Source organism: Microbacterium sp. CIAB417, assembly GCF_022788845.1.
The window spans coordinates 1,264,912-1,282,729 of record NZ_JAHZUT010000001.1 but is presented as its reverse complement, the minus strand read 5'-3'; the positions used below and the strand labels follow the sequence as shown (position 1 = coordinate 1,282,729).

The following is a 17,818-nucleotide window of genomic DNA, read 5'->3' as shown; positions in this document are numbered from 1 at the left end:
TGATGCCCTGAGGCTAATTCGGACATCGGACATCCGGGTGCCCGGAGTTGTCCACAGGCCGGAAACGCCCGGCTCCCCGATCGAATAACCTTCGGACATGTCTTCGCCGTCCGTGCACGATGCGCTCGTCGTCGTGGCGCACGCGGGGCTGATCGGCGTCGGCATCTGGCTGATCGTCGTCGACGCGCGCACCCACCGCCTGCCGAACCGGATCGTCCTTCCCACCGGCGGCGCACTCCTCGTCCTCGTGGGCATCGAGGCGCTCGTCACGGGGGAGGCATCGGTGCTCCTGCGCTCCCTCGCCGGCCTCGTGATCCTCGGCGGCGTCTACGCCGTCATGCATCTCGCCGGCGGAGGCGTCGGCGGCGGCGACGTGAAGCTGGCGGCCGTGATCGGACTCGTCCTGGCGTGGCACGGCTGGCAGACGCTCCTGATCGGCGCGGCGGCGGCCTTCGTCCTCGGCGCGCTCTACGTGCTCGTCCTGATGACGCTGCGCCGGGCGCAGCGCAGCACCCGCATCGCCTTCGGCCCGTGGATGATCGTCGGGGCGGCATTGGGCGTCGCCGTGGGGTGAGGGGTCTATGGTGAACTCATGGCACTCGCACGACTCCACGGCGGCCCGCTGGACGGGCAGATCCTTCCGCTCGAGGCGGACGCCGACGACAAGCTGATCGTCCCGTACAGCGAGACCCAGGTGGTCTACACCCGGCGCGGCCAGCCGCAGAACACCGGCCAAGACGACGGGCCCACCGAGGTGGACTACTGGTACGAGGAGTCCCTCGAGGACCTCAATCCGTCGGATGACTGAACCACGGCGGACGGCCGGCGCCTCGGCCGGATCCGAGCCCTCGCGCGCCGTCGAGGTCGAGCGCAAGTACGACGTCGACCCGGGCACGCCGCTGCCCGCCTGGGAGGACATCCCCGGCGTCGACGTCGTCACGGCGGGGGAGCATCGCGCCCTCGACGCCCGCTACCTCGACACCGCGGATGCCGCGCTCGCGCGCGCCGGCGTCGCACTGCGCCGCCGGACGGGCGGCCCCGACGCGGGCTGGCACATCAAGGGTCCGCGCGACGGCGACGGGAGAGTGGAGATCGGCTGGCCGCTGGGCGAGGGCGACGGCGTCCCGGAAGCTGTGACCGCGGCTCTTGCACGCTGGACCACCGAGCCGCTGATTCCGCTCGCCCGGATCGAGAACGCGCGCACGGCCTACCTGCTGACCGGACCGGCCGGAGTCGTCGCCGAGTTCGTCGACGACGACGTCCGCGCAACGGATCTGCGGCAGGGCACGCAGCGCTCCTGGCGCGAGTGGGAGTTCGAACTGGGGCCTGCCGCACCCGCCGATCCGGCGGGGAGGGAGCTCCTCTTCGCGGCGGCCGAGCGGGCGATCTTCGCCGCGGGCGGACGGCACGCGGCATCCGGATCCAAGCTCGCACGCGCCCTCGGATTCTGACGCGGCCCGATAGTCGCACCGGGATGCGCTGACAAGCCCCTGGTGCCGGGCGGCCCGACGTGCCAGCGTGTGCTCATGAGCGCCTACCTCCGAGTGCCGCAGACCGTCCTTCCGCAGACACCGCTGGATCAGGAACAGGTGCGCGACGTCTTCGCAGCCCAGCCGGAACGGGATCGCCGTGCCGTGCGGATCGTGAACGCCTCGTTCACCGGCTCGGGCATCGACACCCGCTACACGGCGATCGCCGAGCTGGGCGCCGAGTACGACGGAGAGGCCACGTTCTACGATCGCTCGTCGAACCTGCTCCTCTCGCCGGGCACGGCCGAGCGCAACGAGCTGTACGTCCGCGCGGCCACCCCGATGTTCGTCGAGGCCGCCCGGCAGGCGCTGGACGCCTCCGACGACATCCGGCCGGAGGACGTCACGCACCTCATCACGGTGTCCTGCACCGGCTTCCACGCGCCGGGGCCGGACTTCCAGATCGTGACGCAGCTGGGCCTGCGCCCCGGCGTCGAGCGGTACCACTTCGGGTTCATGGGCTGCTACGCGTCGATCCCTGCTCTGCGGGCCGCAGCCCAGTTCTGCCACGCGGACGCCGCGGCGGTCGTCCTCGTGGTCAGCGCCGAGCTGTGCACGCTGCATCTGCGCTCGTCCGACGACCCGGACACGATCATCGCGTCCTCGCTCTTCGCCGACGGCGCCGCGGGCGCACTCGTGACGGGGCGTCCGCCGGCTCCCGGCGTCCCCGGTGCGGAACTGGACTCCTTCGCCACGGCCATCGCACCGGACTCCGTGGAGCACATGGCGTGGACGATCGGCGACCACGGCTTCGAGATGATCCTCTCCACCGCCGTGCCGAAGGTCATCGAGGCGAACATCGACGACGCGCTCGGCGTGCTCTGCGCGGCGGACGAGGAACTGGCCTTCGCCCGCTCCTGCGACGATCTCGCCGGTACTGTCACGCACTGGGCCGTGCATCCCGGAGGCCGGGACATCCTCGATCGCGTGCAGCACAGGGTCGGGCTGGCGGACACCCAGCTGGATGCCGCCCGCGAGGTGCTGCGCACATGCGGCAACATGTCGAGCGCAACGGTCCTGTTCGTGATCCGACGCATCCTGCTCGACCCGTCGTCGCGCACGGGGGAGCGGCTGCTCGCAATGGCGTTCGGCCCGGGGCTCACGATGGAGGGCGGCGTCATGACCGTGCTCGGCGGTACGGAGGGCGGTGCCTGACCTGAGCTCGCGCGACACCGGGGCGCGCGAGCTCATGGACGCCTCCGACGCCGATCGCGTCGCACTCGAGCGCACCTACGAGCTGTTCCGCCTGGTCAATCCGGTCGTCGGCGGCTGGCGCCGCATCTACCGGCAGCGTCTGCGGCCGCGGGTACGGGGTGGGGATGTGCGGATCCTGGACATCGGCTCGGGAGGCGGCGACGTCACACGCCGGATCGCGCGGTGGGCGGCACGGGACGCCTCGCGGGCCCGCGTGGTCGCCCTGGACGCCGATCCGAGGGCGACGGCCTGGGCGGCGAGACACCGTGCTCAGGCGAACGTCGAGTACCGCACCGGCACCTCCGCCGAGCTCGCCGCGGACGGCGAGCGCTTCGATGCGGTCGTGTCGAACCATCTGCTGCACCACCTCGACGACCTGCCCGGACTGCTGCGCGACACGGAGACGCTGCTGGAGCCCGACGGCGTCGCCGTGCACGCCGACATCGCCCGAAGCCCTCGCGCCTACGCGCTCTTCGATGCCCTGACGCGGCCGTTCCAGCCGGATCTGCTCGCGGGATCTTTCATCCGCGCGGACGGACTCACGAGCATCCGTCGGTCGTACACCGTCGCCGAGCTCGCCGCGCTGGCTCCGTCCGGCTGGTCGGCGAAACCGGCGGCTCCGTGCCGCGTCCTGCTGGTCCGGGGAGGCGGGCGTGCCTGAGTGCGATGTCGCCGTGGTCGGCGCGGGGCCCGCCGGACTCCTGCTGGCGTGCGTGCTCGCGCGACGCGGGGTCTCCGTGATCGTGCTCGAGAAGACGTCGGGGCGCGACGACCGGTCGCGGGCGATCGGCATCCATCCGCCCGGGGTCGCCGCCCTGAGCACAGCCGGCGTCGCCGATGCGTTCCGCGCCGAGGCGCTGGCGCTGACCGGAGGCACGGTGACTTCACGGGGCCGGGTCCTCGCCGACCTCGACTTCGCCCCGGGGCAGGAGGTGCTGACGCTGCCGCAGGCACGGACCCAGGCGCTGCTCGCGGATCGGCTGGCCGATCTGGCCCCGGGTGCCTTGCGTACGGGGGTCCTCGTGCGCAATGTGCTCCCCGAAGGGCACGCGGCGCGGGCGCTCATCGAGCGGGACGGCCGTGAGGGCGAGGTCTCGGCGCGACGGATCGTCATCGCGGACGGCGTGCACAGCGGCATCCGGGACGTGCTGGCGTTCGGCTGGCGACGGGTCCCCGGGGAGGCCGACTACACGATGCTCGACGTCGGCGGAGCGGCCGGCGACGACAGGGCTCGACTTCACCTCGAGCCGGGCGGCGTCGTCGAGTCCTTCCCGCTTCCCGGGGGAGGGCGTCGCTGGGTGATCCGAGCCGACGCGCCGTTCCGTTCCACGGCGGCGTTCGCCGACATGGTCCGGCAGCGCACCGGCGAGGACATCGGCGACACCGGCGACGCCCTGCCGCAGAGCTTCCGTGCCGCCCAGCACCGGGCGGGTCGCCTCGTGTTCGGCCCGCTCGTGCTCCTCGGAGACGCCGCGCATGAGATCAGCCCGATCGGCGGGCAGGGCATGAACCTCGCATGGATCGCCGCCTGCCGCCTCGCTGCGGCGTTGACGGGGCCCGGAGATCGGGAGGCCGCGCTCGAGGCCTACGCGCGCGTGTCGCTGCGGGCGGCCGCGACTGCGCAGCGGCGCGCGCGGTTCAACATGGCGATGGGGGCGCCGATGGGCGCCGCGCGACGTTCCGCCAGGGACGTCGCGATCCGGACTCTCGCCAGGGGCGGCAGCGGGCGCCGGCTGCTGGGGACCATGACCATGAGCGGGCTGTGACCGACGACGGCCCGGCCGCCGAGAGGCGGACCGGGCCGTCGTGCGGAGGAGCCGGGTCCCGGCTCGTCGCGTTCGATCAGAAGTTGATCATGTGCCCCGCGAGACCGTGGAAGCCCTCCTGCAGAGCCTCCGACAGCGTCGGGTGCGTGTGGACGTTGCGAGCGAGCTCGAGAGCGGTGAGGTCCCACTTCTGCGCGAGCGTCAGCTCCGGCAGCAGCTCCGAGACGTCAGGGCCGATCATGTGCGCGCCGAGGAGCTCGAGGTGCTCGGCATCCGCGATCATCTTCACGAAGCCGACCGGCTCGCCCAGGCCGTGCGCCTTGCCGTTCGCCATGAACGGGAAGGAGACCACCTTGATCTCGCGACCGGTCTCCTTGGCCTGCGCCTCGGTGAGGCCGAACGACGCGACCTGCGGAGAGCAGAACGTGGCGCGCGGCATCATGCGGTAGTCGCCCAGCGTCTGGGTCTCCGCTCCGCCGATCGTCTCGGCGGCCACGACGCCCTGCGCCTCGGCGACGTGCGCCAGCTGCAGCTTCGCCGTGACGTCGCCGATCGCGTAGATGCCCTCGACGTTCGTGCGCATGTGGTCGTCGATGTCGATGGCGCCGCGCTCGGTGAGCTTCACGCCGGTGTTCTCCAGCCCGAAGCCCTCGACGTTCGGCGCGAAGCCGACGGACATGAGGACCTTGCCTGCCTCGATCGAGCCCGGCTGGCCGTCCTTGCCGGTGTAACTGACGGTGACCGAGGAGCCGTTGTCGACGATCGTCTCGACCTTGGTGGAGGTGAGGATGTCGACGCCGTAGTTCTTGTACTGCTTGGTGATCTCCTTCGACACGTCCGCGTCCTCGTTGGGAAGCGCGCGGTCGAGGAACTCGATGATCGTGACCTTGACGCCGTAGTTGGTCAGGACGTACGCGAACTCCATGCCGATCGCGCCGGCGCCGACGATGACGATCGACTCCGGCAGCTCGCGCGAGAGGATCTGCTCCTCGTAGGTCACGACGTTCTCGCTGAGCGTGACGCCCGGCAGCAGCCGCACCTTCGAGCCGGTGGCGATGATGACGTTGTCGAACGTGACCTCTTCGGTCGTCCCGTCGGCCTTCGCGACCGAGATCGCCTTGGGGCCGGTGAAGGTGCCGCGACCGTTGTACTCGGTCACCTTGTTCTTCTTCATCAGGAAGTGGATGCCCTTGACGCGGCCGTCCGCGACCTCGCGCGACCGGTCCCAGGCCTTGCCGAAGTCGATCGTGAAGTCACCGGAGATTCCGAAGAAGTCGGCCTTGTGCTTCAGCGTGTGCGCCAGCTCCGCGTTCTTCAGCAGAGCCTTCGAGGGGATGCAGCCGACGTTGAGGCACACGCCTCCCCAGTACTTCTCTTCGATGATGGCGGTGGACAGCCCGAGCTGTGCACTGCGGACGGCGGCGACGTAGCCGCCGGGGCCCGCACCGAGGATGACGACATCGTAATGTGGCATGGCTCCAGCCTATCGCTCTGCGGGTGCGTCGGAATCGGAGTCGCCCGCACCTCGGCGACTGCGCAGGACCAGCCAGGTGACGATCCCCGCGGCGATGAGGACACCGGCGATCGAGAGCACCCAGATCCACACGGATGCCGCGGACGAGTCCTCCTCGTCGGGGGCCGGCGTGGTCGTCGCCTCGGGGCTCGCCGTCGTGGTGGCCTCGGTGGCGGTCTCCTCCGGTGCCGGAGCGGTGCTCGGCGTCGTGGTCGGAGTCGAGCCGCTCGCCACGGTGAACGTGAACTCCCCGTCGGTGGGGTGCCCGTCGCTGGAGACGACCTGCCACAGCACGGTGTACTCCCCGGCGATCGCGGCGTCGGGGGACAGCTTCTGGATCACCACGGCGCCGTCGATCTCGGGGGCGCCGTCGGCGACGTCGTTGCCCTCGGCATCCGTCACGACGACCGCCGTCCCGCCCTCGGACGCGATGAGCGCCGCGCTGAAGGTGAGCGTGAGCTCCTCGGGCAGGGTCTCGACGGTCGAGCCGGGGGCCGGATCGGAGGAGACCAGTTCGTCGTGCGCCGCTGCGCGACCGGTCGGGACGAGGACGAGCAGAGCGGTCAGCAGGGCGGCGGCGATGGCGATGGGCAGGACAGGGCGTCTCAGGGCGGAGGCATGCACGTCCTCCACCCTACGCGTGAGCCCTCCGGGAGGTCCGAACGCGGATTCGCCCTCCCGGTGGACCCGCTCGATCGGTTAGGCTGGGACGTCTAGGGAGGGCACCGTGACAGACAGCGAGAGCCGACACATCGGGAACGCCGCGATCCACCGCGACGGAGAGCAGAAGAACGATGTGACGCAGACGTTCGGACATGACTCCGATCTGTCCTTCGTGCCCTTCGGCGTGGAACTGAGCGAGGCGGAGCAGGCGGCCATCGCGGCGCTGCCGTCCGGATCGGCGCTGCTCCTGGTGCGCTCCGGCGCCCTGGCGGGCGCACGGTACCTGCTGGACACCGACGTCACCACGGTCGGGCGCCACCCCGAGGCCGACATCTTCTTCGACGACGTGACCGTGTCCCGTCGTCACGCCGAGATCACGCGCAACGGCACCTCCTTCGAGATCATCGACCAGCGCTCTCTGAACGGCACCTATGTCAACGGCGAACGCGCCGATCGCAGCGCCCTCGCCAACGGCTACGAGGTGCGCGTCGGCAAGTTCCGCCTGAACTTCTTCGCCTCACCCGTCGACCTCGCGGCGGCGAACGACTGATGGCGGCTGCCACCCCCGCCCGGGAACGCACAGCGTCCCCGGGTCTTCTGAGCATCGGTCAGGTGCTGGCCAGGCTCACCCCCGAGTTCCCCGATGTGTCCGCGAGCAAGCTGCGCTTCCTCGAGATGCGCGGCATCGTCACGCCGGCGCGCACGGATTCCGGGTACCGCAAGTTCTCCGCGGCGGACGTCGAGCGCCTGCGCCTCGCGCTCACCCTGCAGCGCGATCACTACCTGCCGCTGAACGTCATCCGTGAGCAGCTCGACGAAGCCGAGGCGAACGGCGACCTGTCCGGAGCGCTCACTCCGCCGCCCTCGATCACGCCCGCCGCCCGCCGCTATCGTCGCGACGAGCTGCTGGCGGCCGCCGGTGCCGGCCCGCAGCTGCTCAACGACGCCATCAGCACGGGGATCATCGCGGCGGGGGAGACCTATCCGGAGTCGACGGTCACCCTGATGCGCGGCCTGGTCGCGCTGGATCGGCACGGCATCGAGCCGCGTCACCTGCGCTCGGTGCGCCAGAGCGCGGAACGTGACGTCGCGCTGATCGAGTCGGCCATGTCCGCTCTGCTGCGACGCGCGGATGCCGCCTCCCGCGGCAAGGCGAACGAGCTCGGTCCGGAGCTGGCGGGTCAGATCGACGAGGTGCGCGCGCTGTTCATGAAGGACGCGCTCGGCCGCATCCTTTCGTAACGAACTGGTTGCGACACACCTTCGCCGCGGCGCGGATGTCGTTGCCGGGCGAGGGGCACTGCTCTAGCGTGGAAGTAAGCGCTCCAGGGAGGATTTCAGATGAATGCGGACGAGCTTGCAGGCGACCCGCGGTTCGTGACCGAACTCCTCTTCACGGACGGTCTGCCCGCCATGGACGACGAGGTCGGCTACCGCGGTGCGGTCGCCGCTCGCGCCGCGGGTATCACCTACCGGCAGCTGGACTACTGGGCCCGCACCGAGCTCGTCGTGCCGACCGTGCGCGGAGCGAACGGGTCCGGCTCGCAGCGCCTGTACGGTTTCCGCGACATCCTGGTGCTCAAGCTCGTCAAGCGCCTGCTCGACACCGGCATCTCGCTTCAGCAGATCCGCACGGCCGTCGACCAGCTCCGCGCCGCCGGCATCCGCGACCTCGCCGGAACGACCCTCATGAGCGACGGTGCATCGGTGTACCTCTGCACATCCAATGACGAGGTCATCGACCTGGTGAGCCGCGGTCAGGGCGTGTTCGGCATCGCCGTGGGCAAGGTGCTGCGCGAGGTCGAGTCCACGCTGGTCGAGTTCGACCCGACCGCGCCGGATCCCGTCGACGAGCTCGCGGCCCGCCGCAGCAAGCGCTCCGCCTGATCCTCATCCGTTTCGTCTGGCGGCATCCTGCTCCCGCTGACAGCATCCTGACCCGCTGTCCCCGTCCCGAGACCTCTCCTCACCCGCAGGAGACCTCTCGGAATTGACGAGACCCCGCATCATTCACGCGAATGACACGGGGTCTCGTAAGCAGGGAGAGGTCTCGGCGGATGTGCGAGAGGTCTGGACGGATGTGAGAGGCGCTCAGGCCTGAGGGCCCTTCTCCGGCACCGGGATGCGGCCGGTGCGGACGATGCGGTCCAGCAGCAGGTCGAAGTCCGCGGCGAGCTCCTGGGCGGAGTCGCCCGGCCAGATGTGCAGGGGTTTGGCCGCGCCCTGCGCCTGCTGCAGGGAGGTGCGCTCCGGCAGCTGCGGCGACAGCACGAGGGGGCCGAACATGTCGCGCAGCTCCTTGATGCGGAACTGGTGCTCGATCGACTGCGGACGCACGCGGTTCACGACGATGCCGAGCGGCTGAAGGCGGGGGGAGAGACCGCGACGGATCTCCTCGATGGCGCGCAGGGCGCGGTCGGCCGCGGCGACCGAGAACAGTCCTGGCTCGGTGACGACCATGACGCGGTCGCTGGCGGCCCACGCGGTGCGCGTGAGCGCGTTCAGCGACGGGGCGCAGTCGATGAGCACGAGGTCGTAATCGGCTTCGACGGCGGCCAGGGCCTCTTCGAGCTTCCAGACGTCGCGCACGCTCGGGTGGGGGCCGTCGAAGTTGATGGCCGAGGGGCTGCCGATCAGCACGTCGATCGTCCCGGGGTGCACCTTCGCCCAGCCGCTGGCGGTGATCGCCTGACGGACCACCTTCTCCTTGGGGTTGGCCAGGACGTCGGCGACGTTGAGCCGCCCCGCGACCTGGATGTCCATTCCGGTGGAGACGTCGGACTGCGGGTCGAGGTCGACGACGAGGGTCCGGACGCCCCGGGCGAAGGCCGCGGAGGCCAGGCCGAGGGTCACGGTCGTCTTGCCGACGCCTCCCTTGAGAGAGCTGACGCTGAGTACGTGCACGGACTCCACGTTACATTGCCCTAGTCTGGACAGACACTCAGCCCCGCCCTTGTGCGCGGATCCTCGCGCGCATCGAGCATCCAGAGGTGTGCATGTTCCAGAAGATCCTTGTGGCCAATCGTGGCGAGATCGCGATCCGGGCCTTCCGTGCGGCGTTCGAGGTGGGGGCGAGGACGGTCGCCGTCTTCCCCCACGAGGACCGTGGCTCGCTGCATCGGTTGAAGGCCGACGAGGCCTATGTGATCGGCGAGCGGGGTCATCCGGTGCGCGCCTATCTCGACGTGGACGAGATCATCCGCGTAGCCCTCGAGTCCGGCGCCGATGCGATCTATCCCGGCTACGGCTTCCTCTCCGAGAACCCGGAACTGGCCGAGAAGGCCGCGGCCAACGGCATCGTCTTCATCGGCCCGCCCGCCGCTGTACTCGAGATGGCGGGAAACAAGGTCGAGGCCAAGCGCCACGCCATCGAGGCGGGAGTGCCGGTGCTGCGCTCCACCGAGGCCTCGGACGACGTGGACGCGCTGCTCGTGCAGGCGGACGAGATCGGATTCCCCCTGTTCGCGAAGGCCGTCGCCGGAGGCGGCGGTCGCGGCATGCGCCGGGTCGAGACGAAGGCCGAGCTCGCGCCGGCCCTCGCCGAGGCGATGCGCGAGGCGGCCAGCGCCTTCGGCGATCCGCGGATGTTTCTCGAGCAGGCCGTCGTGCGCCCGCGCCACATCGAGGTGCAGGTCCTGGCGGACAAGACCGGCGAGACCGTGCACCTGTTCGAGCGGGACTGCTCGGTCCAGCGCCGCCACCAGAAGGTGGTCGAGATCGCCCCTGCCCCGAACCTCGACGACGACATCCGCGAGGCGCTGCACGGATACGCGACGGCGTTCGCTCGTTCGATCGGCTACGAGAACGCCGGAACCGTCGAGTTCCTCCTCGAGACCGCGGGAGAACGCGCCGGCGAGGTCGTCTTCATCGAGATGAATCCCCGCATCCAGGTCGAGCACACGGTCACGGAGGAGGTCACCGACGTCGACCTCGTCCAGACCCAGATGCGCATCGCGGCCGGCGAGACGCTGGCCGACCTCGGGCTGACCCAGGACCGCATCCACCTGCGCGGCGCCGCCCTGCAGTGCCGCATCACGACCGAGGATCCGACGCAGGGCTTCCGCCCGGACACCGGCAAGATCACCACCTACCGCTCGCCCGGCGGCGCCGGCATCCGCCTCGACGGCGGCACGGTGCACCAGGGGGCACAGATCAGCCCGCACTTCGACTCCATGCTGTCGAAGCTGACGTGTCGCGGACGCGACTTCCCGGCGGCCGTCGCGCGTGCCCGGCGTGCGCTGGCGGAGTTCCGCATCCGCGGCGTCTCGACGAACATCCCGTTCCTTCAGGCGCTGCTCGAGGACGAGGCGTTCATCGCCGGGGACGTCAGCACGGCCTTCATCGACGAACGCCCGGAGCTGCTGAAGGGCCGCGTCTCGAAGGACCGCGGGACGAAGATCCTGAACTGGCTCGTCGACGTCACGGTGAACAAGCCGAACGGCGCGCACCCCGGCACGGCGGATCCGCGCACCAAGCTCCCGGAGCTCGACCTCTCGTCGGCGCCGCCGGCCGGGTCCCGGCAGCGCCTCCTGGAGCTGGGTCCGGATGCCTTCGCCGCCGAACTGCGCCGGCAGAAGGCCCTCGCGGTCACCGACACGACGTTCCGCGACGCGCACCAATCGCTGCTGGCGACCCGCGTGCGCACGCGCGACCTCGTCGCCGTCGCCCCGTATCTCGCGCGCCTGACGCCCGGTCTGCTGTCCGTGGAGGCCTGGGGAGGAGCGACCTACGATGTGGCGCTGCGCTTCCTCGGCGAGGACCCGTGGGAGCGGCTCGACAAGCTGCGTACGGCGCTTCCGAACGTCGCCATCCAGATGCTGCTGCGCGGGCGCAACACCGTGGGGTACACGCCCTATCCCACGGCCGTCACCGACGCGTTCGTGCACGAGGCCGCCTCCAGCGGGGTGGATGTCTTCCGCATCTTCGACGCCCTCAACGACGTCTCCCAGATGCGTCCCGCGATCGACGCCGTCCGCTCCACAGGCACGGCCGTGGCCGAGGTCGCGCTGTGTTACACGGGCGACCTGCTGAACCCCGACGAGGACCTGTACACCCTCGACTACTACCTGCGTCTCGCCGAGCAGATCGTGGACTCGGGCGCACATGTGCTCGCGATCAAGGACATGGCGGGGCTCCTGCGTCCCGCGGCGGCGGCTCGTCTCGTGTCGGCGCTGCGCGAGCGCTTCGAGCTTCCGGTGCATCTGCACACGCACGACACCCCCGGAGGTCAGCTCGCCACGCTGCTCGCGGCCAGTGCCGCCGGCGTCGACGCCGTGGACGCGGCATCCGCACCGCTGTCCGGGACGACCAGCCAGCCCTCGCTGTCCTCGCTGATCGCGGCGCTGGCGCACACCGAGCGCGACACCGGGATCGATCTCGCCGGTGTCAGTGACCTCGAGCCGTACTGGGAGGCCGTGCGCAACACCTACGCCCCCTTCGAATCGGGGCTGCCCGGACCCACCGGACGCGTCTACCATCACGAGATCCCGGGCGGTCAACTCTCCAACCTGCGCCAGCAGGCCAAGGCGCTGGGCCTGGCGGACGACTTCGAGCTCATCGAGGACATGTACGCCGCTGCCGACCGCATCCTCGGGCGTGTTCCGAAGGTCACGCCCTCGTCCAAGGTCGTCGGCGATCTCGCGCTGCACCTCGCCGCCGTGAAGGCCGATCCCGCCGACTTCGAGGCGCATCCCGAGAAGTACGACGTCCCGGACTCGGTGGTCGGGTTCATGGCGGGCGAGCTCGGCGACCTGCCCGGCGGGTGGCCGGAGCCGTTCCGTTCCAAGGTGCTCGCCGGACGCACCGTGCGTCCGGCTCTCACCGACATCACGGCCGAGGACGAGCGCGAGCTCGCCGGCACGAGCGCCCAGCGCCGGGCACGCCTGAACACTCTGCTGTTCCCTGCTCCGACCCGCGAGTTCGCGCAGATGAGGGAGCTGTTCGGAGACCTCTCCGTCCTCGACACCGGGGACTATCTGTTCGGCCTCGTGCCCGGTCAGGAGCACCTCGTGGAGATCGATCGCGGCGTGCAGCTGTACGTCGGACTCGAGGCGATCGGAGAGGCGGACGAACGCGGCATGCGCACGGTCATGACGACGCTGAACGGTCAGCTCCGCCCGGTCTTCGTGCGCGATCGCTCCGTCGCGGTGGAGGTGCACGAGGTCGAGAAGGCGGACACCTCCAAGCCCGGTCAGGTCGCCGCTCCGTTCTCGGGCGTGGTCACCCTCAAGACCGAGGTCGGGGCGTCCGTACGCGCCGGGGAGCCGGTCGCCTCGATCGAGGCGATGAAGATGGAGGCTGCGATCACGGCGCCCGTGGACGGGGTGGTCGACCGCCTCGCGATCGCCGCGACCGCCCAGGTGGACGCCGGCGACCTTTTGGTCGTCATCCGCCCGGCCCAGTAATCTTGTCCGGCGTGCATTCCGCACGGCTGGGAGTGAGAAATGACCGCGAAGAACACCGCTCGACCCGACGACGATGATTCGCTCGGGGTGCTGGATGACGCCGCGTCGCTGGACACGGCGGGCATCGGCATCCTCGGCGGCACCGCCCAGGTCCGCGTGGCGATCCCGACCGGAGACGAGGACGACCTGCTCGACGACGGCGTCATCGACGGCGAGGTGGCGGCCGATCTGATCATCGAGCCCGCCCCGGAACCCGCGCCGGAGCCCGAAGTCGGACGCATCCAGGACGGCAGCATCGACATCGTGATCGAGGTGCCCGCCGAGGAGCGGACCTACGAGCCCGTCGCGGACTCCGAGGACGCGGTCACCGCCGAGGTGGTCCTAGACCAGGACGAGCTGGCCGAGCGGATCGCCGCGAAGGAGTCGGCGGACGCCGCCGAGGACATCATCGTCGAACAGGATGCTGTTCCGGCGACCCCCGTCGCGAAGAAGTCCGCGCCCGCCGGAGGTGCCAAGCCGGCGGCGCCGGTGAAGAAGGCCTCCGCCGCAACCAAGGCCGGCAAGACGACGAAGACGACCGCGGCGAAGCCCGCGACGGCGAAGAAGGCACGGACGACCGAGCCCGTCGCCCCTCGACCCGCCGAGCCCGAGCCGATCGAGACCAGCGCACCTGCCGGACCCGCGGAGTCCGCCGAACCTTCCGTGCCGGAATCGACGACCGCCGAGCCGGCGACCGAAGAGTCGGTGACCGTGCAGCCCGAGACTGCGAAGCCCGAGACTGCGAAGGCCGAAGCCGCGAAGGCCGAGACGATCGCGTCCGAGACTGAGACCGCGACCGAGGACGCGTCCGAGACCGGGAACGCGGAGCCGGATGCCGAGGAGCCGACCGCGGCCGCTCAGCCGTCGGCCTCCGCGCAACCGGCGGCCGCTCCGGCCGTCGGCGAGTCCGCATCCGCGGCCGCGCGGACAGAGCCGGCACGAAGCGCCGTCGAGCGTTCCCGCTCTCCCTGGGTCGCCACGGTGGAGCGGGCGGCGGCCGGCGGAGCATCCGACCCCGCAGAGGAAGAGGACGAGACCGTGAGCACCGAGATGGATGCCGAGAAGGCGTCGACCGACACCTCGCTCGCACCCCGGACGGCGGCCGCGCCGGCGAGGAGCGACGTCGAGCTGACCTCGAAGCGACTCGGCGACCAGCTGGGACAGGCGTCCCGCGAGTCGGCGGACCTGCTGACCGCCGACCGCCTGCTGGATCCGCATCAGGTGACCAAGCCCGAGCCGGAAGGGGCCTGGAGCCACTTCCTGTACACCGTCTCTGGCCGCCGCATCAACATCGGCGACGGGAAGAAGGCCAAGGCGCGGAAGGCGCTGACCGCGAAGATCGCCTCGCCCCTGAGCGGAGGTGCGCGCTTCGTCCCGGTGCTGTCCCGCAAGGGCGGTGTAGGCAAGACGACCGTCACCGCACTGCTCGGCATGGCGCTCGCGGATGCCAGGGACGACCGGGTCATCGCCGTGGACGCGAACCCCGACCGCGGCACCCTGGCCGAACGCATCGTGCGCTCGCACACCCGATCCGTGCGCGACCTCGTCCGCATCCACGACGAGGTGCGCGGCTACCACGACATCTCCGCGATCGTCGCGCGGGACACGACGCGCCTCGACGTGCTCGCCTCGGACGCCGACCCGCGCATCGCCGACGCGTTCGGCGATGCCGACTACCGCGACGTCGCGGACGTCGCGGCGCACTACTATTCCCTCGTGCTCACCGACACGGGCACCGGCATCGTGCACTCGGTCATGGGAGCGACCCTCGAACTGGCCGATCAGCTCGTGATCGTGTCGGGGCTGAGCGTGGACGAGGCCCGCCTGGCCTCGGAGACGCTGACCTGGCTCGAGACCAACGGGTACGCGGCTCAGGCGCGCGACGCGATCGTGGTGCTCAACCAGTCGACGCCGGGAGCCCCGCTCGTGCGGCTGAACGAGCTCGAGGCGCACTTCGCGACCCGTGCACGCCACGTGGTGCGGATGCCGTACGACCCGCAGATCGCCGGCGGCGGACCGATCGTCTTCACCTCGCTCCAGCCGGAGACCAGGCAGGCTGCCAGGGAGCTGGCGGCTCTGCTCGTCGAAGGCCTGCGCGCGAGCGCCGCCTGATGGCCGTCCGCGACATCCGCCTGTTCGGCGACCCCGTGCTGCGCACGGTCTGCGCCCCGATCGAGGACATCGACGAGGGCGTCCGTGCTCTGGTGACGGACCTGGTCGACACCGTGGAGCTCCCGGGCCGCGCGGGTGTCGCCGCGAACCAGATCGGTGTCGCGCAGCGCGCCTTCAGCTACAACATCGACGGCGACATCGGCTACGTCCTCAACCCGGTCCTGGTCGAGGTCCGCGGCGAGCCCGTCCCGACGGGGGAGGGATGCCTGTCCGTCCCCGGTCTCTGGCACGACGCCCTGCGCCACCCGTGGGCGCGCGTCGAGGGCATCGACCTCGACGGGAATCCCGTCGTCCTCGAAGGGGAGGGCCTGCTCGCGCAGGCGCTGCAGCACGAGACCGACCACCTCGACGGCACGGTCTACCTCTCGAGGCTGGCCCCCGAGACCCGCAAGATCGCCATGCGCGAGGTGCGCGAGAGCAACTGGTTCTGATACTGATGCGGACCGGATCAATGCCGCGAAGCGGCGTTGAAGCGGTCGCGCATCAGCGTTGAGCGACGAGCGGAGCGAGGAGTCGAAACGGCGTTCTGGATGGAAACCGCGTTTCGACTCGCTCCGCTCGCTCAACGAGCGAGGTGGGAGACGCTCGCTGAACGGACGGAGCGAGGAGTCGAAACGGCGTTCCGGATGGAAACCGCGTTTCGACTCGCTCCGCTCGCTCAACGAGCGAGGGGCGTCAGCCGCCGAGGGCGACGTTGGTCGTCTGCACCGGCTCGTCGTAGATCGCGGAGATCTCCTCGGCGAAGTCCTGCAGGATCACGTTCCGCTTGATCGACAGCTTCGGCGTGAGGTGGCCGGAGGCCTCGGTCCATTCCGAGCCCAGGATCGTGAACTTGCGGATCGACTCGGCCCGCGAGACGGTCGCGTTCGCGGCATCCACCGCACGCTGCACCTCGGCGCGGACGGCCTCATGCTTCGCGGCGTCGGCGAGGGACATGTCGCCGGACAGGCCGTTGTTCGCGAGCCAGGTCGGCAGCATCTCGGGGTCGAGCGTGACCAGGGCCGAGATGAACGGCTTCTGGTCGCCGACCACGACCACCTGGCCGACGACGGGGTTCGCACGGATCGGGTCCTCGAGGGCGGCGGGGGCGACGTTCTTCCCGCCTGCCGTGACGATGATCTCCTTCTTGCGCCCGGTGATCGTGAGGAAGCCCTCGCTGTCGAAGCTTCCCAGGTCACCGGTGCGGAACCATCCGTCGTCGAACGCCGCGGCCGTCGCCTCGGGGTTGTTCCAGTACTCCTTGAAGACGTTGATGCCCTTGACCTCGATCTCGCCGTCCTCGGCGAGGCGGATGCCCACGCCGGGCAGCGCCGGCCCGACCGTGCCGATCTTCGCCTTGTCGGCGAGGTTGACGGATGCCGGAGCGGTGGTCTCGGTCAGGCCGTAGCCCTCGAGGATGACGACGCCGAGGCTGTGGAAGAAGTGTCCGAGGCGGGCGCCCAGGGGTGCGGAGCCGGAGATCGCGTACACGACGTTGCCGCCCATCGCGGCGCGCAGCTTCGAGAACACCAGCTTGTCGAACAGTGCGAACTTGATCCGCAGGCCGAGCGGGATCCGGCGTCCCTCCTCGACGAGGCGCGAGTGCTCGATCGCGGCCGCCGCGGCGGCATGGAAGATCTTGCCCTTGCCGCCGGCCTCGGCCTTCTGCTCCGCCGAGTTGTAGACCTTCTCGAACACGCGGGGGACGGCCAGGAGGAACGTGGGCTTGAAGGAGCCGAGGGCGGGGAGGAGCTGCTTCGTGTCCGGCTGGTGCCCTGTGCGCACGCCCGCGTGGATGTTCAGGATCGAGATGAACCGCGCGAACACGTGCGCGGTCGTGATGAACAGCACGGTCGACGCGCCGGGGGTCGTGACCACGGCGTCCAGCGCCTTGGCGGAGTTGCGCGAGAGCTCGACGAAGTTGCTGTGCGTCAGGACGCAGCCCTTCGGACGGCCGGTGGAGCCCGAGGTGTAGATCAGCGTCGCGATGTCGCTGCCGACGGCGATCTGACGGCGGCGTTCGATCTCGGCATCCTCGATCGCCTCGCCCTGCGCGGTCAGCGCGTCGATCGCGCCCAGGTGCATCTGCCAGACCTCACGGACGAGCGGGAGATCACCGCGCACCTCGTCGAAGCGCTGGAAGTGGTCCGAGGACTCCACGATGATCGCGATCGCCCCGGAGTCCTCCATGATCCACTGGATCTGCGCGGGGGAGCTGGTCTCGTAGATCGGAACCATGACCGCGCCGGCGTAGAACAGGGCGAAGTCGATCAGCGACCACTCGTACGTGGTACGCGCGATGAAACCGACCTTGTCGCCGGGCTGGATGCCGGCCGCGGCGAAGCCCTTGGCCAGGGCGATCACGGCCGTCTGGAAATCGGCGGCGCTGATGTCGCGCCATCCTTCGCCCTGCGGGACGGAGAACAGGGCGAGATCCGGTGTCGCCTTCGCCCTCTCCACCAGCAGGTCGGTGACGTTCGCCTGCGGGTCGGCGGGGACGATCGCGGGGACTTCGAACTGGACCACGGCAGCTCCTTCGGTACCGGTCGGGCACGGTGT

The 17,818-nt window shown here is 70.3% G+C and carries 16 protein-coding genes; 12 read left to right on the top strand and 4 right to left on the bottom strand.

Translation table 11 applies throughout. The annotated features are described in order from the left end of the window. Nucleotides 1-97 precede the first annotated feature (97 nt). The 6 genes from KYX17_RS06335 (at nucleotide 98) to KYX17_RS06310 (ending at nucleotide 4,489) form a co-directional block, all read left to right on the top strand. Complete coding sequence (locus KYX17_RS06335) at nucleotides 98-574, top strand: A24 family peptidase (RefSeq protein ID WP_243226064.1); 477 nt, start codon at nucleotides 98-100, stop codon at nucleotides 572-574. A gap of 18 nt (nucleotides 575-592) precedes the next feature. Continuing rightward, on the top strand, nucleotides 593-808 hold the full coding sequence (locus tag KYX17_RS06330; protein ID WP_243226063.1) for a response regulator: 216 nt from the start codon (nucleotides 593-595) through the stop codon (nucleotides 806-808). After that, on the top strand, nucleotides 801-1,451 hold the full coding sequence (locus KYX17_RS06325) for a CYTH domain-containing protein (protein WP_243226062.1): 651 nt from the start codon (nucleotides 801-803) through the stop codon (nucleotides 1,449-1,451). Before KYX17_RS06330 ends, KYX17_RS06325 begins: the two co-directional genes overlap by 8 nt. Nucleotides 1,452-1,526: 75 nt before the next feature. Next, nucleotides 1,527-2,684 (top strand): type III polyketide synthase, encoded by a 1,158-nt coding sequence (locus tag KYX17_RS06320; protein WP_243226061.1) that lies wholly within the window; start codon nucleotides 1,527-1,529, stop codon nucleotides 2,682-2,684. Continuing rightward, entirely contained in the window at nucleotides 2,677-3,384 is a 708-nt protein-coding gene (locus tag KYX17_RS06315; protein ID WP_243226060.1) for a methyltransferase domain-containing protein, read from the top strand. Before KYX17_RS06320 ends, KYX17_RS06315 begins: the two co-directional genes overlap by 8 nt. After that, nucleotides 3,377-4,489, top strand: coding sequence for an NAD(P)/FAD-dependent oxidoreductase (locus KYX17_RS06310; protein WP_243226059.1), 1,113 nt, complete (start codon nucleotides 3,377-3,379; stop codon nucleotides 4,487-4,489). The genes KYX17_RS06315 and KYX17_RS06310 overlap by 8 nt, the downstream gene beginning before the upstream one ends. A 76-nt stretch (nucleotides 4,490-4,565) precedes the next feature. Here KYX17_RS06310 and lpdA read toward each other — a convergent pair whose 3' ends face one another. Both lpdA and KYX17_RS06300 read right to left on the bottom strand, forming a co-directional pair. Beyond that, a complete protein-coding gene (lpdA, locus tag KYX17_RS06305) occupies nucleotides 4,566-5,963 on the bottom strand; it encodes a dihydrolipoyl dehydrogenase (protein WP_243226058.1) in 1,398 nt (465 codons plus the stop codon). Nucleotides 5,964-5,972: 9 nt separating this feature from the next. Continuing rightward, nucleotides 5,973-6,626 carry a copper resistance CopC family protein gene (locus KYX17_RS06300; protein ID WP_243226057.1) on the bottom strand — a complete coding sequence of 218 codons (654 nt, stop codon included), beginning with the start codon at nucleotides 6,624-6,626 and terminating at the stop codon, nucleotides 5,973-5,975. Between the two features lie 103 nt (nucleotides 6,627-6,729). Here KYX17_RS06300 and KYX17_RS06295 point away from each other — a divergent pair, with 103 nt between their 5' ends. From KYX17_RS06295 to KYX17_RS06285, 3 genes are all read left to right on the top strand, one after another. After that, nucleotides 6,730-7,215: an FHA domain-containing protein gene (locus KYX17_RS06295; RefSeq protein WP_243226056.1), complete on the top strand. Its 486-nt coding sequence runs from the start codon at nucleotides 6,730-6,732 to the stop codon at nucleotides 7,213-7,215. Beyond that, entirely contained in the window at nucleotides 7,215-7,907 is a 693-nt protein-coding gene (locus tag KYX17_RS06290; protein ID WP_243226055.1) for a MerR family transcriptional regulator, read from the top strand. The genes KYX17_RS06295 and KYX17_RS06290 overlap by 1 nt, the downstream gene beginning before the upstream one ends. Nucleotides 7,908-8,006: 99 nt before the next feature. Beyond that, nucleotides 8,007-8,552 (top strand): MerR family transcriptional regulator, encoded by a 546-nt coding sequence (locus tag KYX17_RS06285; RefSeq protein ID WP_283818074.1) that lies wholly within the window; start codon nucleotides 8,007-8,009, stop codon nucleotides 8,550-8,552. A gap of 204 nt (nucleotides 8,553-8,756) precedes the next feature. Here the strand turns inward: KYX17_RS06285 and KYX17_RS06280 are convergent, their stop codons facing one another. Beyond that, nucleotides 8,757-9,569, bottom strand: coding sequence for a ParA family protein (locus tag KYX17_RS06280; protein ID WP_243226054.1), 813 nt, complete (start codon nucleotides 9,567-9,569; stop codon nucleotides 8,757-8,759). A gap of 92 nt (nucleotides 9,570-9,661) precedes the next feature. Between KYX17_RS06280 and KYX17_RS06275 the strand changes: the two genes are divergently transcribed. From KYX17_RS06275 to KYX17_RS06265, 3 genes are read left to right on the top strand one after another with little or no spacing between them, the layout of a single operon-like run. Next, the gene (locus tag KYX17_RS06275; RefSeq protein ID WP_243226053.1) at nucleotides 9,662-13,069 is read left to right on the top strand and encodes a pyruvate carboxylase; all 3,408 of its coding nucleotides are present in this window, start codon (nucleotides 9,662-9,664) and stop codon (nucleotides 13,067-13,069) included. Between the two features lie 39 nt (nucleotides 13,070-13,108). Then, nucleotides 13,109-15,220 carry an AAA family ATPase gene (locus KYX17_RS06270; RefSeq protein ID WP_243226052.1) on the top strand — a complete coding sequence of 704 codons (2,112 nt, stop codon included), beginning with the start codon at nucleotides 13,109-13,111 and terminating at the stop codon, nucleotides 15,218-15,220. Continuing rightward, complete coding sequence (locus KYX17_RS06265) at nucleotides 15,220-15,711, top strand: peptide deformylase (RefSeq protein WP_243226051.1); 492 nt, start codon at nucleotides 15,220-15,222, stop codon at nucleotides 15,709-15,711. The genes KYX17_RS06270 and KYX17_RS06265 overlap by 1 nt, the downstream gene beginning before the upstream one ends. Nucleotides 15,712-15,955: 244 nt before the next feature. On the opposite strand, the gene KYX17_RS06260 is transcribed toward KYX17_RS06265, so the two are convergent. Then, nucleotides 15,956-17,785 carry a long-chain fatty acid--CoA ligase gene (locus KYX17_RS06260; protein WP_243226050.1) on the bottom strand — a complete coding sequence of 610 codons (1,830 nt, stop codon included), beginning with the start codon at nucleotides 17,783-17,785 and terminating at the stop codon, nucleotides 15,956-15,958. Nucleotides 17,786-17,818 lie beyond the last annotated feature (33 nt).

What these genes read in the sequence shown, in the direction of transcription:
- KYX17_RS06335 (WP_243226064.1), top strand. Translation starts at nt 98, where the DNA reads ATGTCTTCGCCGTCCGTGCACGATGCGCTCGTCGTCGTGGCGCACGCG.
- KYX17_RS06330 (WP_243226063.1), top strand. Translation starts at nt 593, where the DNA reads ATGGCACTCGCACGACTCCACGGCGGCCCGCTGGACGGGCAGATCCTT.
- KYX17_RS06325 (WP_243226062.1), top strand. Translation starts at nt 801, where the DNA reads ATGACTGAACCACGGCGGACGGCCGGCGCCTCGGCCGGATCCGAGCCC.
- KYX17_RS06320 (WP_243226061.1), top strand. Translation starts at nt 1,527, where the DNA reads ATGAGCGCCTACCTCCGAGTGCCGCAGACCGTCCTTCCGCAGACACCG.
- lpdA (WP_243226058.1), bottom strand. Translation starts at nt 5,963, where the DNA reads ATGCCACATTACGATGTCGTCATCCTCGGTGCGGGCCCCGGCGGCTAC.
- KYX17_RS06290 (WP_243226055.1), top strand. Translation starts at nt 7,215, where the DNA reads ATGGCGGCTGCCACCCCCGCCCGGGAACGCACAGCGTCCCCGGGTCTT.
- KYX17_RS06285 (WP_283818074.1), top strand. Translation starts at nt 8,007, where the DNA reads ATGAATGCGGACGAGCTTGCAGGCGACCCGCGGTTCGTGACCGAACTC.
- KYX17_RS06275 (WP_243226053.1), top strand. Translation starts at nt 9,662, where the DNA reads ATGTTCCAGAAGATCCTTGTGGCCAATCGTGGCGAGATCGCGATCCGG.
- KYX17_RS06270 (WP_243226052.1), top strand. Translation starts at nt 13,109, where the DNA reads ATGACCGCGAAGAACACCGCTCGACCCGACGACGATGATTCGCTCGGG.
- KYX17_RS06265 (WP_243226051.1), top strand. Translation starts at nt 15,220, where the DNA reads ATGGCCGTCCGCGACATCCGCCTGTTCGGCGACCCCGTGCTGCGCACG.